16 protein-coding genes and 1 pseudogene are annotated in these 20,986 nt (G+C 48.3%); 4 read left to right on the top strand and 13 right to left on the bottom strand.

Going from position 1 to position 20,986, the window contains the following annotated elements; all coding sequences use genetic code 11:
* Positions 1-119: 119 nt before the first annotated feature.
* Positions 120-1,958, top strand: coding sequence for a replication endonuclease (locus CBP31_RS03010; RefSeq protein ID WP_087034808.1), 1,839 nt, complete (start codon positions 120-122; stop codon positions 1,956-1,958).
* A gap of 282 nt (positions 1,959-2,240) precedes the next feature.
* Here the strand turns inward: CBP31_RS03010 and CBP31_RS03005 are convergent, their stop codons facing one another.
* The 7 genes and pseudogenes from CBP31_RS03005 to CBP31_RS02980 all read right to left on the bottom strand — a co-directional run bounded on the left by CBP31_RS03005 (position 2,241) and on the right by CBP31_RS02980 (position 11,026).
* On the bottom strand, positions 2,241-3,515 hold the full coding sequence (locus CBP31_RS03005) for a phage integrase SAM-like domain-containing protein (RefSeq protein WP_087034807.1): 1,275 nt from the start codon (positions 3,513-3,515) through the stop codon (positions 2,241-2,243).
* Positions 3,516-4,467: 952 nt separating this feature from the next.
* The gene (gene trpA / locus CBP31_RS03000) at positions 4,468-5,274 is read right to left on the bottom strand and encodes a tryptophan synthase subunit alpha (RefSeq protein WP_087034806.1); all 807 of its coding nucleotides are present in this window, start codon (positions 5,272-5,274) and stop codon (positions 4,468-4,470) included.
* Positions 5,274-6,464 (bottom strand): tryptophan synthase subunit beta, encoded by a 1,191-nt coding sequence (gene trpB, locus CBP31_RS02995; RefSeq protein WP_087034805.1) that lies wholly within the window; start codon positions 6,462-6,464, stop codon positions 5,274-5,276. The genes trpA and trpB overlap by 1 nt, the downstream gene beginning before the upstream one ends.
* Positions 6,464-7,873, bottom strand: a complete 1,410-nt coding sequence (trpCF, locus tag CBP31_RS02990; protein ID WP_087034804.1) for a bifunctional indole-3-glycerol-phosphate synthase TrpC/phosphoribosylanthranilate isomerase TrpF — start codon at positions 7,871-7,873, stop codon at positions 6,464-6,466. The genes trpB and trpCF overlap by 1 nt, the downstream gene beginning before the upstream one ends.
* Positions 7,867-8,862: an anthranilate phosphoribosyltransferase gene (gene trpD / locus CBP31_RS15670; RefSeq protein ID WP_227875189.1), complete on the bottom strand. Its 996-nt coding sequence runs from the start codon at positions 8,860-8,862 to the stop codon at positions 7,867-7,869. Before trpD ends, trpCF begins: the two co-directional genes overlap by 7 nt.
* A 9-nt stretch (positions 8,863-8,871) precedes the next feature.
* Positions 8,872-9,468 (bottom strand): annotated as a pseudogene (locus CBP31_RS15660) (aminodeoxychorismate/anthranilate synthase component II); the annotation flags it as partial.
* Positions 9,461-11,026 carry an anthranilate synthase component 1 gene (locus CBP31_RS02980; RefSeq protein WP_087034802.1) on the bottom strand — a complete coding sequence of 522 codons (1,566 nt, stop codon included), beginning with the start codon at positions 11,024-11,026 and terminating at the stop codon, positions 9,461-9,463. The gene CBP31_RS02980 and the pseudogene CBP31_RS15660, both read right to left, overlap by 8 nt.
* A gap of 435 nt (positions 11,027-11,461) precedes the next feature.
* On the opposite strand from CBP31_RS02980, the gene rnm reads away from it, so the two are divergent.
* The 3 genes from rnm to rluB are packed head-to-tail and all read left to right on the top strand — an operon-like array spanning position 11,462 to position 13,890.
* Positions 11,462-12,286 carry an RNase RNM gene (gene rnm, locus CBP31_RS02975; RefSeq protein WP_087034801.1) on the top strand — a complete coding sequence of 275 codons (825 nt, stop codon included), beginning with the start codon at positions 11,462-11,464 and terminating at the stop codon, positions 12,284-12,286.
* Between the two features lie 18 nt (positions 12,287-12,304).
* Entirely contained in the window at positions 12,305-12,925 is a 621-nt protein-coding gene (locus tag CBP31_RS02970; RefSeq protein ID WP_087034800.1) for an L-threonylcarbamoyladenylate synthase, read from the top strand.
* Positions 12,926-12,948: 23 nt separating this feature from the next.
* On the top strand, positions 12,949-13,890 hold the full coding sequence (gene rluB / locus CBP31_RS02965; RefSeq protein WP_087034799.1) for a 23S rRNA pseudouridine(2605) synthase RluB: 942 nt from the start codon (positions 12,949-12,951) through the stop codon (positions 13,888-13,890).
* A 707-nt stretch (positions 13,891-14,597) separates the two neighbouring features.
* Here the strand turns inward: rluB and CBP31_RS02955 are convergent.
* The 6 genes from CBP31_RS02955 to CBP31_RS02930 form a co-directional block, all read right to left on the bottom strand.
* Positions 14,598-15,605 (bottom strand): alpha-L-glutamate ligase-like protein, encoded by a 1,008-nt coding sequence (locus CBP31_RS02955; RefSeq protein ID WP_087034797.1) that lies wholly within the window; start codon positions 15,603-15,605, stop codon positions 14,598-14,600.
* Positions 15,598-17,151, bottom strand: a complete 1,554-nt coding sequence (locus tag CBP31_RS02950) for an inactive transglutaminase family protein (RefSeq protein WP_087034796.1) — start codon at positions 17,149-17,151, stop codon at positions 15,598-15,600. The genes CBP31_RS02955 and CBP31_RS02950 overlap by 8 nt, the downstream gene beginning before the upstream one ends.
* A gap of 4 nt (positions 17,152-17,155) precedes the next feature.
* Complete coding sequence (locus CBP31_RS02945) at positions 17,156-17,926, bottom strand: ATP-dependent zinc protease family protein (protein WP_087034795.1); 771 nt, start codon at positions 17,924-17,926, stop codon at positions 17,156-17,158.
* Positions 17,919-18,929, bottom strand: coding sequence for a tRNA 5-methoxyuridine(34)/uridine 5-oxyacetic acid(34) synthase CmoB (cmoB, locus tag CBP31_RS02940; RefSeq protein WP_087034794.1), 1,011 nt, complete (start codon positions 18,927-18,929; stop codon positions 17,919-17,921). Before cmoB ends, CBP31_RS02945 begins: the two co-directional genes overlap by 8 nt.
* A gap of 86 nt (positions 18,930-19,015) precedes the next feature.
* Positions 19,016-19,744 carry a carboxy-S-adenosyl-L-methionine synthase CmoA gene (gene cmoA, locus CBP31_RS02935; RefSeq protein ID WP_087034793.1) on the bottom strand — a complete coding sequence of 243 codons (729 nt, stop codon included), beginning with the start codon at positions 19,742-19,744 and terminating at the stop codon, positions 19,016-19,018.
* Between the two features lie 307 nt (positions 19,745-20,051).
* Positions 20,052-20,897, bottom strand: a complete 846-nt coding sequence (locus CBP31_RS02930; protein WP_087034792.1) for a DUF72 domain-containing protein — start codon at positions 20,895-20,897, stop codon at positions 20,052-20,054.
* Positions 20,898-20,986: the final 89 nt, after the last annotated feature.

The raw sequence follows: 20,986 nt of genomic DNA, 5'->3' as shown, positions 1-20,986 counted from the left end.
ATTGTCTGAAAATGCCGACGTTATATTTTGTTGTTGTAAAATAAACAAGCAAATAAATAAAAATAAAAAACATTATAATTTTATAATGTTAATGGCGGCGAATGACAAAGGATTAAAAAATGGATAAGCATGTGGTGTCTCTGATATCAATTTCGAAGGAATTAGAAGTAACACAAAAAAAAACAAAAGATGATGAGTATGAAAAAGTAGCGAATGAAATCAAAGAATACAAGGGTTCGCTTGAATATAAGATGTCATTTAACACTATTTTTTATGCTCCACCAGTAAGTTATTTTTTAGATGAAAAAGTTAAAGAAAAAGATATAAAAGCAATGGGGAGAGCTATCGGGAATAGAATCCTTGAGTTATTAATTGAGTGCGCGGGTAATGCTGAAAAATTTGATGAAGAGCTGTCTTCTTTGTTAAGGCAGGACCTAAAAAATCATTTTCCTAATTTCATTAAAGTTAAAAAAACGACTAAAAAAGAAAAAATATTAAACGAAAAAACCGGAAGAATGAAGACGTATAAAGAACGTACATACACAAAGGAAATAAGAAAAGACCTAGTTCTTGATTTCTGCAAATCTACAAGAGTATCTAATTCATATTTCAGATATTCTAAAAAGTGTGTGCTTCACGCTGAACAGCAAAATAAAGAGGTGGGAGAGCATAACAAATACGTAGGAGAACTTTCTCTAAAAAGAAGAGAGGAGCAATTGGAAAATGGAGAGAGCTTTCTAAAATCAAAAAGCATAATTACTAACGGAAAGAAGCTTACCTTAAGTGAAATAAAAAAGACGGCAAGTCATAAATTTAATGAACTGTACATTGAAATAAAAGGATATGAAAATATAGCAAAAGAAAAAGGGATGACTTGGTTATTTATAACAATAACAGCACCAGCGAATTTTCATCCTAACCCATCCAAAGGAAAGAATAGTAATAAAGGAGAGAGCGCATCTGATGCAAAAAGATGGAGAGATAAAAAATGGGGAAACCTAAGAAAGCAGCTCCAAAAAGAAGGATTTAAAGACCTGAGATTTGGAATTAATTCAGGATTTGGATTTACTGTAATAGAGCCGCATAAGGATGGATGCCCGCACTGGCATATTTTATTGTTTTGTAAAAAAGAACTAAAAGAAAGATATAAAGAAATTTTTAATTTTTACTTTTTACATTCCGGAAACTCATCTTCAATAAAAATAATTGAATCAGGTTATGATGAAAATGGAGAGGAACTAAAGGGGAATAAGGTAGCAAGTGCAGCATCATATTTATCGAAGTACATAATGAAGCATGTAGGGCTGGACTCGATAAAAGAACTAACAACAACAAATAACCTAGGAGTTAAAGAAAAGGGAATAAATATATTAGCACTAAAAGCGGTGGACGCGTGGAAATCAAGTCTGAACGTTCGCTCTTTTCAGACGTTCGGCGTAAGTGGAATAAAAACAATATATAGGGTCATTAGAGAGATAAAGAATGCAGAAAACAACGGATTTAAAGAAAGAGAGTTTCAAAAAAGCAAATTTATAAAAAAGACACACACACACAAAGAAATAAAAATAAAACAGGAGTTGTTGGCGTTAATTCACGACGATGAGTTTAATATAAGTGATGAAGAAGAAGATGAAGTATCATACATGACGTTTAAAGAAGCTAAAGAAGTGTTTGAAAATAAATCAAAAAGAGTAAGGGATGCAATAAATTACCATGTGAATCAAATGAATAGATATGATGAAATTGAATTAATAGCAACAAGAATGGAAGAGGATAAGGAAGGGAATCTAAAAAATAACATAGATTATGCCGATTTTATAAAAAAAATTGAGTTTATAGATATAGAAAATGCATACGAAGAGAAAGAGGATGAGGGAGGAGTCAAAAAGTCAATAATAGGACTTAATGTCGGCTTTATGCTAATAAAGAAAAGAAAATTCAAGATTTACAGTGAATAAGGCAGGGGCCAAGCCCACCCGCCACCCAAGTAAGATCAAGATACAAGACTAATCAAAAGCCCTTGATTAGATTTTTTATTAAAAGAAAATATATAAATTAGATTATAAAAGAAGTGAATTAGAGCCAAAAACAAAGAAAAAAGACATTTATTTACTGAATTTCTGAAAGATATACAACAGCCGCCAGAAAGTGCTGGCGACAGTTGTTTATAATTATCCAAGGGTAGATCAAAAAATAAAAACATTGAACAACAGATTGGAAATATCACATAATAAAAAATGCTACTCAAGGTTAGATATAACCAGTCTTGCAGCCTCAGGATCGCTAGCCACATAATACTTCGATGCAGTCTCAACGCTATCTCCAATTAGGTCGGCAACAAGCTTTATATCGCCTTTTGCACGATAAGCACGTGTAGCCAGAGTGTGGCGAAAATCATATTTTCGCCCACTTCCATTACCATTCATACCTAGCTTAAATTCTTTTTTTAATTCTTGATAAAGTGAGCGGCCGAGATTGTTTGTATATGCAGACTTTGTCGATTGGTTAAAAAACATCAGTCCGTCATCATTGTGCACATAATGATTATCTTTATAGTCACGTATTGCTGGTATAAGGATAGGGCAGGATAATAAAACCTCTCTACCTTTACCTGTTTTAGTAATATCTGCGGGTATGATCAGCCTAAGTCTTTGCTCCCCTTCAAGTGATGATTCAATAACAAAATTATCAGCATTATTTAGTCTGGCTTCGTTGTCTCTTAGTCCAAGACGAATTATAACCGCAATATATATTCGCGCTGCTCTTGTATGCGTTTTTCCGCGATTACCATCAAATTCTAACTCAATACGCTCTTCTGATACTAAATAGTTCATCAACTCAGAATATCTAATATTATCATTATAAATGTTAATCTTATGCTCTACCGTATCTATCTTAAAACCCCGAGAGTTAAAGGGGTTCTTTAAAATGTGCTCTTGGCGAACAAGGTGATTAAATACAGCATTAATAAGTATAAACTTCTTTCTAATAGTTGCTTTAGTATTACCGCGTTTTAGCTTTCCATTTTCTATTGTGGTGGGGCTCTCCCATTCAGTAATTTTTTTTGAAAGTAAGTCTGAATTTATTCTATGTATCGGAATAGATAGCCAATCTGAAAAAAAACTTTTTAGGCTTTTTATAGTTTGAGGCCTAAGGGGCCTTCTGTGTCCTTTTCTCTCCGCAGCGTAATGCTTATCCAAATAGTCCCCAAGAGCCATAGAAGGGACATGGGAAGAGGAGGGGCGTAGATCGAGAAGGATGTCACTCGCTGCTCTTCGGGCCTCAAACACGGGCCCGTTTATGTGGTGAAAATCCCTGAAGTTACCAATTTTAATGCGATCAGAACCTCTAAGAAGATAGAAGACTTTTGAGCGCTTACCGACCCTGATAAACAGGCCCGGTGACTTAGTGTCGTATACATCGTAACGGTCCTCTTCAGGCGGAGGTAACGCGCGAATTTTAGGGTCGGTCAAGGCTATGCGCTTTGTCTTAGTCTTCTTAATTTTGTCAGTCATGACTTCCCCATAGAAAAGAAGAAAAATTTTGTTCGGTAAATTGTTCAGTCATTGTTCAGTAAATTATATATAAAATACAAAATAAAACGAGGTGAAAAAAACTAACTCAACAACGTTACACACTAATATGCTAAATATTTAATAATAAAATCAGTAAGTTATGTGTGTTTTAGTATTTTATATATTAGGTTAAATATTAGACGTAAATTAAAACGAAGTCTTAGGAGGACCTTGTTATATCCATTTAACTATGGGGGCAGCGCTGACTCGTATACTAACTTTTTTTGGGTAAGTAGCACAATACGCAAGCGGTTAAGTGGCGGTTTATTCGACGGCAAATACCGTTATACGTATTACGCTGTACGCCGTCAGTTAAAGACGCACTGGTACTGCCTTTGACGTATGGCGCAAAACGTAAGACGGCTTTTAGATTAGGAGGCAAAATATCACTAGACGTTTTGCTGCGCAAAACCGGCCAGCTGAAGCGGCCTCTACAAAGTGCCAGCCCTTACCCCATCTAGATCCTTTTCATATTTGATCCCTATTTTTCCGTGTTCTTCCGTGGATTCCGTGGCAAAAATAGCTTTAGTCTTTAAGAGCTAAACCGAGATCCCGATCCTGATGTGCATCAGGAAGACGGCTTAAAGAGCAGCGCTAAGCGCCGGTCGCTATGTATGCACCTGTTCCGCCTGCGGCGAAATGCGAGAGCAAGCGTTCGCCTACAAGCCCCCGCTCTTACCATCAGGGTCTCTTTCAGATCTGATCTCTATTTTTCCGTGTTCTTCTGCGTTCTTCCGTTGCAAGATAGCTTTAGTCTTTAAGAGCTACACCGAGATCCTGATGTGCATCAGGAAGACGGCAAGGGGCGGGCAAAAAAATACCGAGCCCTGTGCTCGGTATTTTTGTTTAGCTCGGCGCTTGGTGCTCGGCGCTTGGTGCTCGGCGCTTGGCGCTATTTTTTAGTTGCCGCTTTCATCTCTTTCACGAATGCCGTCAACGCAGCCGTTAATGCATCAATATCATCTTGATGTTGCTCGATGATTTTCACGATAGCGGAGCCAGAGATAGCACCGGCGGCACCGGCCTTGATGGCCTCGCGCACTTGCTCGGGGGTAGAAATACCAAAACCCAGCAAAGAGGGCGGTGCATTGTACTTAGCCAAGGTGGCGAGCAAGGTATCTACCGGCTTGCCGGCTTTAGTCTCGGTACCGGTTACACCGGCGCGGCTTAGCAAATACGTATAACCCGCACCGGCTTCGGCAATGGCTTTTAGTGTGGCTTCGTCGCCATTGGGCGGGGCGATAAAAATGGTTTCTATGCCCGCTTTGCTGGCGGCGGCTCTAAAGGGCGCCGACATTTCTAATGGTGCATCGGCCACCAATACTGAATCCACACCTGCGGCGGCGGCGCGAGCATAAAAGCTGTCCATGCCCGGTGCGTAAACTAGGTTGGCGTAGACCAATAAGCCGATAGGGATCTCGGGATATTTAGCGCGCACTTGGGTCAGCATCTCAAAGCAGGTTTGAGTGCGAGTGCCGGCATTTAAGGCGCGAATACTGGCGGCTTGAATGGTGGGGCCGTCGGCTACCGGATCGGAGAAGGGAATACCGAGCTCCAATGCATCGGCGCCGCCGGCAATCAGCGCATCTATGACTTTGAGCGAGTCAGCCGGATTGGGATCGCCCAGAGTAATAAAGGGCACAAACGCACCTTGATTAGCCGTAGCTAAGCGGTCAAATAAGCGTTGATAGCGGCTCATTACATTTCTCCCTTTTGCGCTAAAATCTCAGCAACGGTAAAGATATCCTTGTCGCCTCGGCCAGATAAGTTAACTACTAATACTTGTTCTTTTTCAGGCTCTGCTTCCGCCATTTTTAGGGCGTATGCCAGAGCATGGGAGGACTCCAGTGCCGGAATAATACCCTCATTGCGGGCTAATGCTTGGAAGGCATCCAGTGCTTCATCATCGGTGACTGACACATACTCGGCGCGGCCAATGGTGGCCAAATGTGCGTGTTGTGGGCCCACAGACGGGAAGTCGAGGCCGGCAGACACTGAGTAAGACTCAGATACTTGGCCATCTTCGTTGTGCATCATCAAAGACAACATGCCAAAGAAGATGCCTTTGGTGCCTTCGCCCAAGGTGGCACCGTGCTCGCCGGTGCTAATACCTTTACCGGCAGGCTCAACGCCAATTAAGCGCACATTTTCTTCGTCGATAAAATCGGCAAACATGCCAATGGCGTTAGAGCCACCGCCCACGCAAGCGATCACCGCATCGGGTAAATGGGCTTCGTGTTGCATGATTTGCACTTTGGTTTCTTCACCTATCATGCGCTGAAATTCACGCACTATGGTGGGGAAGGGGTGCGGGCCGGCGGCGGTGCCCAGCATATAGTGGGCGGTTTCGTAGTTACCAGCCCAGTCGCGCAGCGCTTCGTTACAGGCATCTTTGAGCGTAGATGAGCCGGCGTGTACCGGTATTACTTCGGCACCCATCAGCTTCATACGAAACACGTTTGGCTCTTGGCGGGCGCAGTCTTTGGCTCCCATGTAGATGCGGCATTTTAAGCCCATCAAGGCACAGGCCAAGGCAGTGGCCACGCCATGTTGCCCAGCGCCGGTTTCGGCGATAATTTCGGTTTTACCCATGCGCTTGGCGAGTAATGCTTGGCCCAACACTTGGTTAGTTTTGTGGGCGCCGCCGTGCAGTAGGTCTTCCCGCTTAAGATAAATACGGGTCTTGGTGTTTGATGCCAAATTACGCACGCGGGTTAATGGCGTGGGGCGACCGGCGTATTCGGTGAGCAGTTCACGAAATTCGCGATCAAACTCTGGATCTTGCTGGGAGTCGACAAAGGCCTTTTCTAATTGCAGCAAGGCGGGCATTAGGATTTGTGGCACATACATGCCACCAAAATCACCGAAGAAAGGATCGAGTAAGCTCATTATTTATTCCTGCTATCTGTTTTACGGCCAGACTTTCTGCCATACGAACGAAGAGAAGTGAAAGCGGCGTTTAATTTCTCGGCATCTTTTTGGCCGGGGGCGCTTTCTACACCAGAATTAAAATCCAAGCCTACGCAGCCAAGGCTGGCGGCCTGTGCGGCGTTGTCTGGATTAATACCACCAGCCAGCATGGCTTGGCTGCGGTCGGTTAATTTATTCAGCAAACCCCAATCAAAAGCCTGACCGGTGCCACCGCTTTGGCCTGCGGCTTGGGTATCAAACAGTAGGCGATCTGCGCCTGCGGGCAAGCTTGGTAACTGGTCACTGACCGGCACCGACTTCCAGACCGCTAACTCTGGGTGAGCTTGCTTAAGGGCGTCGATAAAGGCGTCATCTTCTTCGCCGTGCAATTGCACTGCGTGTAAGCCTAATGCTTTAGCGGTTTGGCTGACTTCAGCAAGATCATGGTTTTGAAACACACCTACATAATGCAAGGGAGCGGCAGCCATAATGGTTCTGGCTTGAGCGGTAGTGACATAGCGCGGGCTATGGCTGACAAAAATTAGCCCACCGTGCACGGCACCGGCGGCATAGGCGCTGGCTGCATCTTGCGGGCGAGTGAGGCCACAGACTTTATTTGCACCTAAAATAAGCTGGCGCACGGCCAGTTCAACGTCGTCTTGGGCCATCAAAGAGCTGCCAACCAAGAAGCCATCGGCGTAAGCAGATAATTCTTGAACCTGAGAGTGATGGTTAATACCGGACTCGGAGATAACGATGCGATCGGCGGGGATCAGCGCAGATAACTGCTTAGTACGATCGAGGTCGATAGATAAATCCCGCAGGTCGCGGTTATTAATGCCGATCACCTTGGCGTTTAGCGCGATGGCGCGGGCCACTTCTTCTTCGCTGATCACCTCGGTGAGCACGCCCATGTTTAATGATTCAGCCACCGCATTGAGTGCTACGTATTCTTCATCGGTGAGTACCGACAGCATCAGCAAGATGGCGTCTGCTTGATATAAGCGCGCCAGCTTAATTTGGTAAGCGTCGATAATAAAATCTTTGCAGATCACCGGCTGAGTTACTTGGCTGCGCACTTGAGTGACGAAGTCGAACTGACCCTGAAAATACTTTTCATCGGTGAGTACCGAAATGGCCGAGGCATGACGACCATAGACTTGGGCAATGGCGTCTAAGTTAAAATCTTCGCGAATTAAGCCTTTAGACGGCGAGGCCTTCTTACATTCTAAAATAAACGCCGGGCTCTTGGCCTCAAGTGCCGCCACAAAGGGGCGATCACTGGGCGTTAATTTAGCCTCAAAGCCGCTTAATGGCTGGCTGACTTTGCGCTCGCGCACCCAGATTTTTTTGTCGGCAACAATTTTGCCTAATACGGTACTTAACATTGACTTAACTCCGCCAGTTTATTGGCCACATCCATGGCTTTGCCTGATTTTAACACAGCCAGCACTTGGACTACGGCTTCTTTTAGGGTCTCGGCTTGGCCGCTCATCACCAGCAAGGGCGCCACATTTAGGGCAATCACCCCTTGTTGTGCTGGGCTACCGCCGCCTTGCAATAAAGCCACGGTAATGGCTTTGTTTTCGCTGGGCTCGCCGCCGGCAATGGCGCTAATGTCATAGCGCTCTAGGCCTAATTCTTCGGGGGTAATAGTGTATTCACTGATCTCACCGTCAAGAATCTCTGCCACCGAGGTGGGGCCATGAATGGCAATTTCATCTAAACCGCTGCCGTGTACTACCATGCCACGCTTAAGGCCCATGGCCAGTAAGGTGTCGGCGATGGGACGCACCAATTGCTCGGAGTAAACACCGAGCAGCATAAAGTCGGGCCGTGCAGGGTTAATAAGCGGGCCCAGCACGTTAAAGATGGTGCGAGTTTTCAGCGCTTTGCGCACCGGTTGGGCGTGGCGAATACCACCGTGATAATTGGGCGCAAACAAGAAGCAGACGTTCACTTCATCGAGGCAGCGGCGGGCTTGCTCGGCACTCATATTCAGATCTATGCCCAATTGCTCCAGTAAGTCGGACGAGCCGGACTTAGAAGACACGCCACGGTTGCCGTGCTTGGCCACCTTAATGCCACAGGCTGCGGCTACTAAGGCCGAGGTAGTGGAGACGTTAATGGTATTCATACCATCGCCGCCGGTGCCAACTATATCGCAAAACGCGTATTCAGGGCGCGGGAAGGGCGAGGCCGCATCCAGCAGTGCTTGGGCGGCACCGGCAATCTCATCTGGTGTTTCGCCTTTCATTTTTAGCACCGTCAGCAAAGAGGCCATGGTCATTTGATCCATGTCGCCTTTGAGCAGCTCGCTAAATAAGCCATGAGACTGGGCGCGACTAATGTGCTCGCCGCGAAACAGCTGATCCATGGCCTTGCCTTCTGGCGCGCTTAAAAAGGCCAAACTCTGGGCCAGCAGTTGCTCGCCTTCTGTGGTCATAATGGACTCGGGATGAAACTGAAAGCCCAGCACTCGCTTGGCGGTATCTTGTACTGCCATGGTCATGCCTTGGTAATCGGCAATCACCGGCAAAGCGCTGGGAATGTGCGTACCCACTAATGAGTGATAACGGGCCACGGGCAAGGGGTTAGATAAATTGGCAAATACCCCTTGGCCGTTGTGCGTAATAAGCGAGCTTTTGCCGTGCTTAATTTCACCGGCACTTTCTACCACGCCGCCGTAGTGCTCGACCAATGCTTGATGGCCTAAGCAAATACCCAAGATAGGGAAACGGCCGATGCAGGTAGTGATCAGGGCTGGCATATTGCCGGCCGCACTGGGCACGCCTGGGCCTGGCGATAATACCAAGATCGGACGCTCATTTTGCTGCTCACTGGCTTCCATGGCGGCCATTAATTGCGCCACCGGTACCGTGTTGCGATAGACCTTAACGTTACTGCCGAGGCTGCGAAATTGGTCGACTAAGTTATAGGTAAAAGAGTCGTAGTTATCGAGTAAGAAAACGGTATTAGTCATGGCTCACCTCCGCCAGTGTGCTGCCGTGGGCCAGTGCGATGGCGTTGAGTACTGCCGCTGCTTTGCTGCGCGTTTCATCGGCTTCGGCTTGCGGGTCTGAGTCATAGACCACACCGGCACCGGCTTGCACATGGGCCACGCCGTTACTAACAAAGGCCGAGCGAATAACGATGCAGGTATCCATATCGCCATTGCCGTTTACATACCCCACGGCACCGCCGTAGCTACCACGACGTTGCTGTTCTACTTCGCGGATAAGCGCGCTGGCGCGAATTTTGGGTGCACCGGTGAGCGTACCCATGTTCATGCAAGCCTGATAACCGTGCAGTGCATCTAAGTCATGGCGCAGCGTACCGACTACGCGAGACACCAAGTGCATGACGTGGCTGTAGCGATCCACACTTAATAAGTCTTTCACGTAGCGGCTGCCGGGCTCGCTAATGCGCGCAATGTCGTTGCGGGCTAAGTCCACCAGCATCAGGTGCTCGGCGGTTTCTTTGGCGTCTTGGCGCAGCTCTAATTCGATACGACCGTCTAAGTCGAGATTAATGCTGCCGTCTTTATTGAGGCCGCGCTTGCGGGTGCCGGCAATGGGATACATTTCTACCATGCGGCTAGCATGATCAAATTTGACCGAGCTTTCAGGACTGGCGCCAAATAGGGTGAAGTCTTGGTCGTTCACATAAAAAAGATACGGGCTGGGGTTGGTCTGCTTAAGCTTACGATAGGCAGCCAACGGGCGTGGGCAGGGCAGGCTAAAGCTGCGTGAAGGCACCACTTGAAAAATATTGCCGATCTTTATGTGCTCTTTAAGATTAATCACATCTGCTTTAAATTCTGCGTCGCTCTTGCTGACTTGAATTTTACCCTGCAATTGGGTGTCCGCCGTGGGTTGCGGATGAGTTTGGCCGCAACTGATAGCGAGCGCATCAAGGCGTGCTTGCAATCGGTCTTGTTCGGCTGGGTCAAACACACAGGCCGTTAACTGGGCGCTGTCTTGTTTATGATCCAGAGTGATCAGCGTTTCGGCGAGATAAAAGCAAAAATCAGGACAAGCGTTAATGCCCTCAGGCACCCCCTCTAACTGCTCGAAAGAGGCAATGAGGTCATAGGCGAAAGTGCCGGCCATAAATACATGTTGTTGGCCAAGATTTGCACTAAAACGTGTTAAGATCAGCCGCAAGGTTTCCAGCACCGACGGCGCTTTTAAGCGATTGTCTTCGTCTAGGGTGTCGTCCGCTTGGGGGAAGGTGACCGTGAGCTGCTGCAGAGAAGCAGACTTTGCAGCACGTTCGCCGCCGAGTGCTTGCTCAACTAAGTCTAATGCCGGTAAGCCATTGGCATTTAAGGCGGTTAGCGTAACGGTGCGGCCTTGGCAAACGAGGCGTACACACGCATCCAGCATTAACAGGCTTTGAGTGCCGGCTTTGGTATCAATTTCTGCCGACTCCAGTAGCATGCTGTTGTCGCCAGCTTGAGTTAGGGCGGCAAATAACGCCAGCGGATCATCGGTATAGGGTGCATCTTGCAGTAAGACGTGGAGCGAACCATGCGCCATGGGATATTCCTTATTTGTTAATCTCGGTCATCAGGGATTTGCCTGATCACCTGGCTAGCAATGTCTTCGTCTATGATGGTGACGAATGCCGTTGCGATTGGAGTTAGTCTCGATTGGGGTTGCCATCGCCAAAAATTACGCTGCTTTGGTTTCATCGCGCCACCTTTTGCTGGATAATAAAAAAGCCCGCACTGGGGCGGGCTTTTATGTTCGCTGAGACTTTGAGACGAAGACAGCAAATCACACCCGCAATTAAGGAGTGTGCCACCACCAAGTAATGCCTTGGCTAGAACTATCTTGGATAGCACTAGGGAGTGTGGAGTGTTGCTGAACTAAGTCTTGAAAAAGCATGACGCTCTGCTCGTTGAACTGAAACTGTATACAGTTAAACGATATTAGGGGTGCCAAGTCAACCCTGAGGACAGGATTATTTTAATACGCATCGATTTGCACAGTCATTCCACCGCTTCTGATGGTCAATTAACACCCACCGAGCTGATGGCGCGTGCCGCCGAAAAAGAGGTGGATATATTAGCGCTGACCGACCACGACACTCTAGGCGGATTAGCCGAGGCGGCAGTGGCGGCAGACAAACATGGCGTGCGCTTAATTAACGGCGTAGAAATATCCTGTTTATGGCAAGCGCTCGAGGTCCACGTGGTGGGGCTTAATATTGCGCTCGACCACGAAGGCCTGAATGACTTGTTGGCCGAGCAGCAAGTTAGGCGCGAGCAACGAGCCCACTTAATGGCCGAGCGCTTAGAGAAAGCTAATTTTCCGGGTGCCTATGAAGGCGCGCGTGCTTTGGCCGGTGACGCACCCATTACCCGCACCCATATGGCGAAATGGTTGTTGAGTCAGGGCGCGGCTGAGTCTATACCTAAGGTGTTCAAGAAATTTATTAGCCGCGGCAACACCGGCTATGCGCCGCCTAATTGGTGCTCGCTTGAAGCGGCCATTAGCGCCATTCAGCAAGCGGGCGGCGTGGCGGTATTGGCGCATCCCACCCGTTATGACTTGTCGAACAAGTGGGTGAGAAAAATGATTGTCGCCTTTGCTGAGGCCGGTGGTGATGCCATGGAAGTGTCCATGGGGCAGCAAAGCCCTCAAGAGCGAGCCACCTTGGGCGAGTGGAGCAAAGAATACAATTTAGCAGCGTCAGTGGGGTCGGATTTTCATTTTCCCAGCCCGTGGCGTGAACTGGGGCGCCAATTATGGTTGCCCAAAGAAGCGACCCCAGTGTGGACGCGTTTTATTTAAATCATTCCGGGAGGAATCATGAGTCAGTATTTTGAACTGCACCCCGAAAGCCCCCAGCCACGCTTGATCAATCAAGCGGTGGCTATTATTCGCCAAGGGGGTGTTTTGGTCTATCCCACCGACTCTGGCTATGCCATTGGCTGCTTGGTGGGTGACAAAAACGCTATGGAGCGCATTTGCCGCATCCGTAAGCTAGAAAAAGATCACAACTTCACTCTAGTGTGCCGAGATTTATCCGAGCTGTCGTTTTACGCGCGAGTGGATAACGGTGCTTTTAGATTGATGAAAAATAATACTCCAGGTGCTTATACCTTTATTTTGCGCGCCACTAAAGAAGTGCCTAAGCGTCTGCAAAATCCTAAGCGTAAAACCATTGGCCTGAGGGTACCGAATAACCCCATTACCTTGGCGTTATTAGAAGCGCTGGGCGAGCCGTTAATGTCCGGTAGTTTGATTATGCCCAATGAGACAGAGGCGGAATACGATCCGCAGCTGATCCGTGAGCAGCTCGAAAAGCTGGTGGATTTGATCATCGATGGTGGCGTGCTGGATCCTAAGCCGACTACCGTGATTGAGCTTTACGATGATACCCCTGTGATTGCCCGCGTTGGCGCCGGCGACACCACTCCTTTTGAATAAGTTCTTTGGTAAAAGTGAACAACATGACTGAAAAATTACAAAAAGTGCTAGCGCGAGCCGGTAAAGGCTCACGCCGTGAAATTGAAGCGCTGATCAGCCAAGGACGAGTGAGTGTCGATGGTAAAGTGGCCACCTTAGGTGACCGCGTCACGGGCAAAGAGCAAATTCGCTTAGACGGCCATCAGGTAGAAACTCAAGCCGAAGCAGATGTATTGTGCCGCGTATTGATGTATCACAAGCCAGAAGGCGAGATGAGCACCCGTAAAGATCCAGAAGGCCGGCCAACGGTATTTGATCGCCTACCAAAATTGCAGGGTGCGCGTTGGATATCAGTAGGCCGTTTGGATGTGAACACCTCAGGTTTGTTGCTGTTTACCACAGACGGTGAATTAGCGAACCGCCTGATGCACCCACGCCATGAAATAGACCGCGAATATGCGGTGCGCGTATTTGGTGAAGTGGATGAAGCCATGCTGCAGCGTTTGCGTAAAGGCGTCATGCTGGAAGATGGCATGGGCAAATTCGACACCCTTAAGTACAGCGGTGGCGAAGGCATGAACAACTGGTTTCATGTCACGCTAAAAGAAGGTCGTAACCGCGAAGTGCGCCGCTTGTGGGAATCCCAAGAGATGCAGGTAAGCCGCTTGATCCGCGTCCGCTATGGCAAAATCGAATTACCGCGCAACTTGCCCCGTGGCGGTTGGTCAGAAATGCCATTAGACCAATTAAACTACTTGCGTAGCGAAGTGGGCTTAACGCCTGAGTCGGAAAGTAAAGTCGATGTGGATGCGCCTAAGCGTTACAAGCAAGTGGCACAAATCCGCAAGGCCGTACGCCGCCACAACTCCCGCACTAACAGCGGCGGCACCGGTGCCGGAGCAGGTGCCAGTACTGGCACCGGCCTGAAGAAAAAGCCCACCAGCCGCGCTCGTAACCCGCGCCAAAAGCAAAAGACGAGAATTTAAAACCAGCGCCTAGCGCCGAGCGCCTAGCACCAAGCGCCTAGCTAAATAAAAAGCACCGAGCCTGAAAAGGCTCGGTGCTTTTTTATGTATGAAAGCGAAGGGCGAGATACTGCGGCTATGTCATGCTGATACTGAATCAAGTTCAGCAAGACGTACCGGTATGACGGTTAAGTGCGCTGTAGCCTGTCCTTAAGCCGTCATCCTGATGTACATCAGGATCTCGTTTAAGTTTTGATAATCCGAAGTAATACCAAACGCACTAAATAATCGTTCTATTTAAGATCGACATAAAAACCCCATTGCGTAGCTAACTAAAGCGGGCTTCTACAAAAAGCGTGTGTTGTAGTCCACCCGTATCTTCAGTGAAGATGACTTCGGTGGTCCTGCGAAGCAGGATGGTTTTAACCGTTAAGAACAAAACCCAAACCGTGCCGATACTCTTTGCCTGCCAACAAGGTGGGCACACTACAAAAAACAATCACATTAAATCTAGCTGTCAGGCTGACCAAATAATTAATACGATTGGTATTATTAATAATATGTATTTCAGATTTAATCTCTATTTTTCCGTGGATTCTGTGGATTCCGTTGCAGAGAAGATCTTGTTCTTAAGAACCTGAATAATATCTCTGTGTAAGCCGGGATTACGGTAGATGAACTAAAAAACACCCAGCCGAGGCTGGGTCTTATTTTTCTAGCTTTCAGCCTTATTCCGGCATCGGCGGTTCGGTTTTCATGGATAACTGAACTTCGGCGGCAAATTCGCGGCGTGAAAAGCGCACTCGTTCTTCTGGGCTAAAAGTCGCGTAGCGGCCGAGCTTCTCTACTTTGCGAAGCCTCGGCACTAAGCCGGCGCCATTGGCAGTTTGAATGGCCAGCCCTGGGCGGGCGTTTAGCTCCAGCAACATGGGGCCTTTAAACTTATCCAATACCATGTCGGTGCCAATATAGCCTAAACCCGACATCTCGTAGCAAGAGGAAGATAAGCTCAAGATTAGCTCCCAGTTGGGTACCTTAAGCTCCAGCAAGTCACGACCGGTATCCGGATGGTAACGAATCGGCAGGTTATGCTGCACGGCGCGAATTGCGCGGCCGCTGTTAATGTCCAGCCCCACGCCCACCGCACCTTGGTGCAAGTTAGCTTTGCCGTCAGAGGCTTCGGTAGACAAGCGCATCATGGCCATCACCGGAAAGCCCTTAAACACGATGACGCGGGTGTCGGGTACGCCTTCATAAGAGAAGCCGTCAAACACATCATCAAAGTTGATAAGCGCTTCGATTAACGCCACATCGGGCTTGCCGCCTAAGGAAAACAGGCCAGCCAAGATGTTAGACACATGGCGCTCTAAATCGTTGATGCTCTCTGCTTTGCCACTGGGCTTAAGGAAGCTTTGGCCGTCTTGGCTGACGATCACCACTATGCCTTTACCGCCCGAGCCTTTGGCGGGCTTAATACAAAAGCCCGGCCAGTCTTTGATTTTATCGAGCAGGCTTGAGACCTGATGCTGAAACTCAATTACGCCAATCAAGTCCGGCACCGTTACGCCTGCATCTAGCGCGATGCGTTTGGTTTCCAGCTTATCGTCCACCAGCGGGTATAAACGACGCGGATTATAACGGCTGATATAAGAAATATTACGCTGGTTCATGCCCATAATGCCCATGTCGCCCAGCGCAAACGGAGATGCGTATTGTGCTAACCAGCGTTTAATCATGCTTTTTATCTTCGATTTTATTATCGGCTTTACTATCGGTATTGTATTCGTCTACCAAAGGCTTAAAGCGCTTAAGCTCGGTTAGACGGTAACCGGTGTAGTTACCTAACAGCAGTACCACCGCCATAACGATCAGCTGCAGGCCCAAGAAGTTAAAGGTGATGTGGCGCACCACTTCGCTGTTCATGGCCAAAAACGCCACTACTGCCACCATCAAGGAACCACCGCCTTGCTTCACCACTTCTTTAGGGCCTTCTTCTTCCCACAGAATCGACATGCGCTCTATGGTCCAAGCCAAGATAATCATCGGGAAGAAGGTGATCTTCATGCCCTCGGTTAAGCCGAGTTGATAGGCAATAATGCTAAAGAAGCCAATAATGCCGATTACCATGATGATCACCGCCGATATTCGCGCCACCAGTAGCAAGTTTAAGTGCGACAGGTAAGAGCGCAAAATTAAGCCAGTGCCCACTATGATTAAGAAACCCACCAAGCCGGTAATCAAGCTGGTTTGAATAAAGGCCATGGCGATCAACACCGGCATAAAAGTACCGGAGGTTTTGATGCCAATAATAATGCGTAAAAACACCACCACTAACACGCCAATTGGCACCAGCAAGATGCCTTTAAATAGTGCCTGTTCTTCTAGCGGTAAGTTATACAGCGACACGTTAATCCAGTGTGGCTGATCAAATTTTTTCGCCAGCGCCACATTCACCGGTTGCTCTTGTTCGATCATGGTAAAGGTGACGCGGGAATTGCTGCCGCCCACTAAATCCAGCACCGGAGAGGAATGGTATTCCCACATCAACAGCTGTTCTTGATTACCTTGCTCGCCGGTGTCCGGATTAAAAATCTCGTACTCCTTGCCCTCATAGACCTGTACTAGGTTAACGAGTGGCTGGCGGCGGCGGCCATCTTCTAACTGCAAGCCTTGTAACAGACGGGCGGGCACGGCGGCTCTGTGCAGCATTTCAATAAGCAAGGGAGCCGGCGACTGATATTGCGCCAATAACTCGGCATTTTGACTGCTGTTCTTTAGCTCTTTCAGCAGCTCGCGGGCCAGTGTTAAGCCGTCTGCGGAGCGCTCTTTGGCTTGAGTGAGCACCTGATCCATGGCCGTGGCGTAGGGCTCCGGCACTTCAGTTTGGGCAATGCGCGGTATCTCGGTAGACAAAGGCGCCTTGGCAAACGGGTCGTGCATCATGTCTACTTTGTAGTACAGCTCTTGGGGGCCAGACGCATTGCGAATGCTCCACTCGGCACGGCTACCGCCTTTGGCTTCAACAAACGCTAAGCCGTAGCCAGGCGAGGCCGCTGACTCGTTCATCAGGGTAAAGCCGGGCTGACTTCCGGGAATGGCCAATGAGGCTTTCACCGGTTTGCCTTTGGCTTCAAATTCGACCTTGGCTTCAATGGACCAAATTTGGCGTTTTTCGCCCGGCAACCAAGGCACTTCATAAACGAAGTGGCGCTGTAACATTAACGCAAAGCCGATCAAAAACAGCGCGGCCACAATGATATAAAAGGGTTTACGAGAATACATTTACTTACTCGCTTGTAGCAGGAGTGGGGCGCTTAGGCTTGCCTTGGACGTTTTGACGGGCAATATCAACCACGGCGATGTCTTTTAAAAACTCACGGCCCAGCAGCACTGAATAAGTCATCTGGCTACGGTCGGTTAGGGTAAATTCGGTTTTTTCCGCCAAACGACCCAAGCGCATGGTGAGCTCGACCACAGGGCGACGCTCTATGTCTTCGGCAGAAGCTTGGCGAATACGCACATAACGCACTAAGCGGGTTTCGACCTGCAGCTTTTCATCCACGCCTTCGTGAGCCATGTTAAAGCTAACCCAAGGTTTGCCATCGCGCTCGAACACCGTAATGTCTTGCGCACTTAACGATGAGGTGGTGGCACCGGTATCGATACGGGCGGCGAAGCTGTCGTTAACTATGTCTAACCACACTTGTTCGGTTTCCCCGACCACCAGTTTGCCGTCTGTGGTTTCGTTTTTCGTTACTTCAGTGATTTTGGTGGGTGTCGCGACCGGTTGCGGTGCGATCACGGGGCGATTGATCTGCTTTTTCAAGTTTCTAATATCCTGTTGCAATGCCGCCATAAAAGCATGGTGATTACTGCTCAGTTGCTGATTTTGCTCTGACATAGTGCCCAGCAGTCGGGTTTCTAGACCGGACAGACTAGCACTGAGCTCAGGCTCGGTTATAGGTTGAGGCTGGGGCAGCGCGTCCATCGGTGACGTCTGGCTAACACAAGCGGTTAGCAACAAGGGGAGGATCAGTGATGTCGCAACTTTAGTCATATTGTGCCTCTTGTTGATGGTTTTGTGGGTCAACCGGTTTATTGGCGATAATAATCGTCCGAAGTGGTGCCGGGTAACCCTCTATGGTTTTACTTGCGTCCGTTGGATCTAAAAAGTCCGCAAGTGATTCGTTACGCATCCATTCGGTGCGTCTTTGTTCGTCTAGGCTGGTGGTACTTTCATCCACCACCCGGATATTTTCAAATCCACACTTTTCTAACCATCCCACTAGGGCAGCGGAGCTGGGAATAAACCAGACATTACGCATTTTTGCGTAACGCTCGCCCGGCACCAGCACTTGGTTGGCGTCTCCGTCAATGACGAGCGTTTCCAACACTAATTCTCCGCCATCGCACAACTGCGCTTTTAATTGCAGTAAATGCTCGATAGGTGAGCGTCTGTGATAAAGCACGCCCATAGAAAACACAGTATCGAAAGCCCGCAGCTCTGGCAGTTCTTCAATGCCTAACGGCAATACTTGAATGCCTTGGTAGTCATTGGTGAAATGCTTAACGGCTTCAAACTGGCATAAAAACAGCGCTGAAGGATCTATACCTACCGCCATCTTGGCGCCGGCACCGCGCATGCGCCATAAGTGATAACCGCTACCACAGCCTACATCTAGCACATAGCGATGTTTAAGCGGGCTAATGTGCGGCAATACCCGATCCCATTTCCAATCGGAACGCCATTCGGTATCTATGTGCACGCCGTGAATTTCAAACGGGCCTTTACGCCACGGATGAAACTGCTCTAACAGGCTGTTGATCTTTTTTTGTTCGCCTAAGCTTATCTCGCCGGGGCGTCCGATGCTGACGCTATCAGTTAATTCTATGCGGTCTGTGTCGATATGCGGCAGTTTATGCAGCGCGCGCACCCAGCGGGCCAGATCGCCATGCAGATTACTTTTTTGCCAAGTATGCAATTGCGCCGGCAAGCAATGCAGCCAGTGCTGTAGCCGACATTTGGCAATCTGCTGGTAAAAACTACTAAAATCAATCATTTAATAAAAACCTAATACTTAATTGCGACCCGATACTTAATGGCAATCTATTATTTAATGGCGAGCTATTACTTAATCGCAACCCGTTATTTAATGGCAACCATAGAGCCAAAGTTAAAACACTGAAACCACATATCCACATGGCTAAAGCCAACCTCGGCCAATCTGGCTTTATGTTGCTCTGGAGTGTCTGGGCGCAAGACGTTTTCTAATGCGGTGCGCTTTTGACTGACTTCTAGCTCGCTATAGCCATTGGCGCGTTTAAAGTCGTGGTGCAAATCAATCAATAGCTCGTTCACAGTGTGATTAGCGCTGATAAATTTTTCACTTAAAATAAGCACGCCGCCCGGGTTCAAGCCCTGATAAATGCGACTTAATAAGGCTTTGCGCTTATCTGGATCGATAAATTGCAGCGTAAAGTTCAACACCACGATAGATGCGTTCTCAATGGCTATCTCGCAAATGTCCGCTTCGGTCAGTTCTACCACAGCATCAGATTTAAAGGACGCCAAATGACTGGCGGCGCGCTCCAACATAGCCGGTGAATTATCTACCGCCACTATGGTGCAGCCAGGTTGGGACAAATTACGGCGCATTTCTTGAGTAGCCGCACCGAGCGAACACCCTAAGTCATACAGCTGGGTGTGTGGCTGGGCGAAGCGGGCGGTCATCATGCCGATGGCGGCAATAATATTGGAATAACCCGGCACCGAGCGCTTAATCATGTCGGGAAAAACCTCGGCCACTTTTTGGTCGAAGTTAAAGTCGCCAAGCTCGGCGATAGGGGCGGCGAAGATGTGATCTTTTGCTTGCATAACTAACGAATAATAACCTGTGTTGTACGCCAGCACTTAGCTGACACAATGGGCGCCATTGTAAAAGAAGCAACTGCAGGCGACAAACTAATTAACTGTTCATAACAAAGAGCACTGCGCTATCCCTTAAGCCGTCTTCCTGATGCACATCAGGATCTCGTTTTAAGTTTTAGGTGTTAAACATAAAAGCGAGATCCTGAAACAAGTTCAGGAAGACTGCCAAGGGCGGTGTTTTTCTTGCGCTAGGCGCTAGGCGCTTTATTTTTCACCTCACTCCTCACTCCTCACGCTTCACGCCTCACACAAACTAAAACAATTGCCCCTGTGGGCTTGGGGCGAGTCCCGGAAAGTCGGGCAGGGGATGGTGCAGTGCTGCGGCAATCTCTGCCGCCAATATGGGCGCCAACTGATTATCGGCGGTGTGCACAAATAAATACACCGACTTGCCCTCAGTTAACCAGCCTTGAATGCGTGGCAGCCAGGCTTGCCAAAAACGGTGATTATAATCGGGCTGTGGATGACCAATAAAGCGGATCACCGGAGCTTGCCCCGTACTAATAATATGCACCGGTACTTGGGGCTTCTTTTGCTGGGCGTCGGCTAATGCCGGTGTCGTCGGTGGGCAAGAGAACACGGGGCGTGAGTCCATAATAATGCGATTGGCATTATATTCGAGTAATAAACGATTGAGCATGCGCTCGGCTTCACCCTTAGCAAAAAATGCCGGATGCCTAACCTCAACGCCGTATTGCAGATCTTGAGGCAGGGCGTTTAATAAGTGGGCAAGGCCATTGAGCTGTTCAGGCCCACAAGCGGCAGGCAATTGCAGCATTAGCATGCCGAGCTTATCGCGCAGCGGCGCTAACTGCTCAATAAACGACAAAGCGACCGGCACATTGTCGATCAACTGCCCTTGATGACTCACGGTGGCGGGAAATTTAAAGGTAAAGCGAAAATCATCCGGCGTTTGGCTGGCCCAGCGCACCAAGCTATGGGTATCTGGCACCCCATAAAAGCTGGTATTGCCTTCCACGGAATTAAACACTTGGGCGTAATCCAATAAATGCTCGGTACTTTTCAGGTTCTTACTCAGCAGTTGGCCCGGCCAAGCCGGATGCGACCACTGACTCAAACCAATATATAACGACGACATAAAGATCCTTACAAAAGCGCCGAGCGCCCGGCGCCAAGCACCAAGCTAAAGATTAACAACAACTAACACTAAAAATACCAAGCCCTGAT

This window comes from Oceanisphaera profunda (assembly GCF_002157895.1).
Lineage (GTDB): Bacteria > Pseudomonadota > Gammaproteobacteria > Enterobacterales > Aeromonadaceae > Oceanimonas > Oceanimonas profunda.
The sequence above is the reverse complement of the archived record's forward strand: the minus strand, read 5'-3'. Positions and strand labels throughout refer to the sequence as shown.

Bases quoted from the DNA above. Each gene is read 5' to 3' on its own strand.
- CBP31_RS03010 (WP_087034808.1), top strand. From the start codon at position 120: ATGGATAAGCATGTGGTGTCTCTGATATCAATTTCGAAGGAATTAGAA.
- CBP31_RS03005 (WP_087034807.1), bottom strand. From the start codon at position 3,515: ATGACTGACAAAATTAAGAAGACTAAGACAAAGCGCATAGCCTTGACC.
- trpA (WP_087034806.1), bottom strand. From the start codon at position 5,274: ATGAGCCGCTATCAACGCTTATTTGACCGCTTAGCTACGGCTAATCAA.
- trpB (WP_087034805.1), bottom strand. From the start codon at position 6,464: ATGAGCTTACTCGATCCTTTCTTCGGTGATTTTGGTGGCATGTATGTG.
- trpCF (WP_087034804.1), bottom strand. From the start codon at position 7,873: ATGTTAAGTACCGTATTAGGCAAAATTGTTGCCGACAAAAAAATCTGG.
- trpD (WP_227875189.1), bottom strand. From the start codon at position 8,862: ATGGATCAGCTGTTTCGCGGCGAGCACATTAGTCGCGCCCAGTCTCAT.
- CBP31_RS02980 (WP_087034802.1), bottom strand. From the start codon at position 11,026: ATGGCGCATGGTTCGCTCCACGTCTTACTGCAAGATGCACCCTATACC.
- CBP31_RS02970 (WP_087034800.1), top strand. From the start codon at position 12,305: ATGAGTCAGTATTTTGAACTGCACCCCGAAAGCCCCCAGCCACGCTTG.
- rluB (WP_087034799.1), top strand. From the start codon at position 12,949: ATGACTGAAAAATTACAAAAAGTGCTAGCGCGAGCCGGTAAAGGCTCA.
- CBP31_RS02955 (WP_087034797.1), bottom strand. From the start codon at position 15,605: ATGATTAAACGCTGGTTAGCACAATACGCATCTCCGTTTGCGCTGGGC.
- CBP31_RS02950 (WP_087034796.1), bottom strand. From the start codon at position 17,151: ATGTATTCTCGTAAACCCTTTTATATCATTGTGGCCGCGCTGTTTTTG.
- CBP31_RS02945 (WP_087034795.1), bottom strand. From the start codon at position 17,926: ATGACTAAAGTTGCGACATCACTGATCCTCCCCTTGTTGCTAACCGCT.
- cmoB (WP_087034794.1), bottom strand. From the start codon at position 18,929: ATGATTGATTTTAGTAGTTTTTACCAGCAGATTGCCAAATGTCGGCTA.
- cmoA (WP_087034793.1), bottom strand. From the start codon at position 19,744: ATGCAAGCAAAAGATCACATCTTCGCCGCCCCTATCGCCGAGCTTGGC.
- CBP31_RS02930 (WP_087034792.1), bottom strand. From the start codon at position 20,897: ATGTCGTCGTTATATATTGGTTTGAGTCAGTGGTCGCATCCGGCTTGG.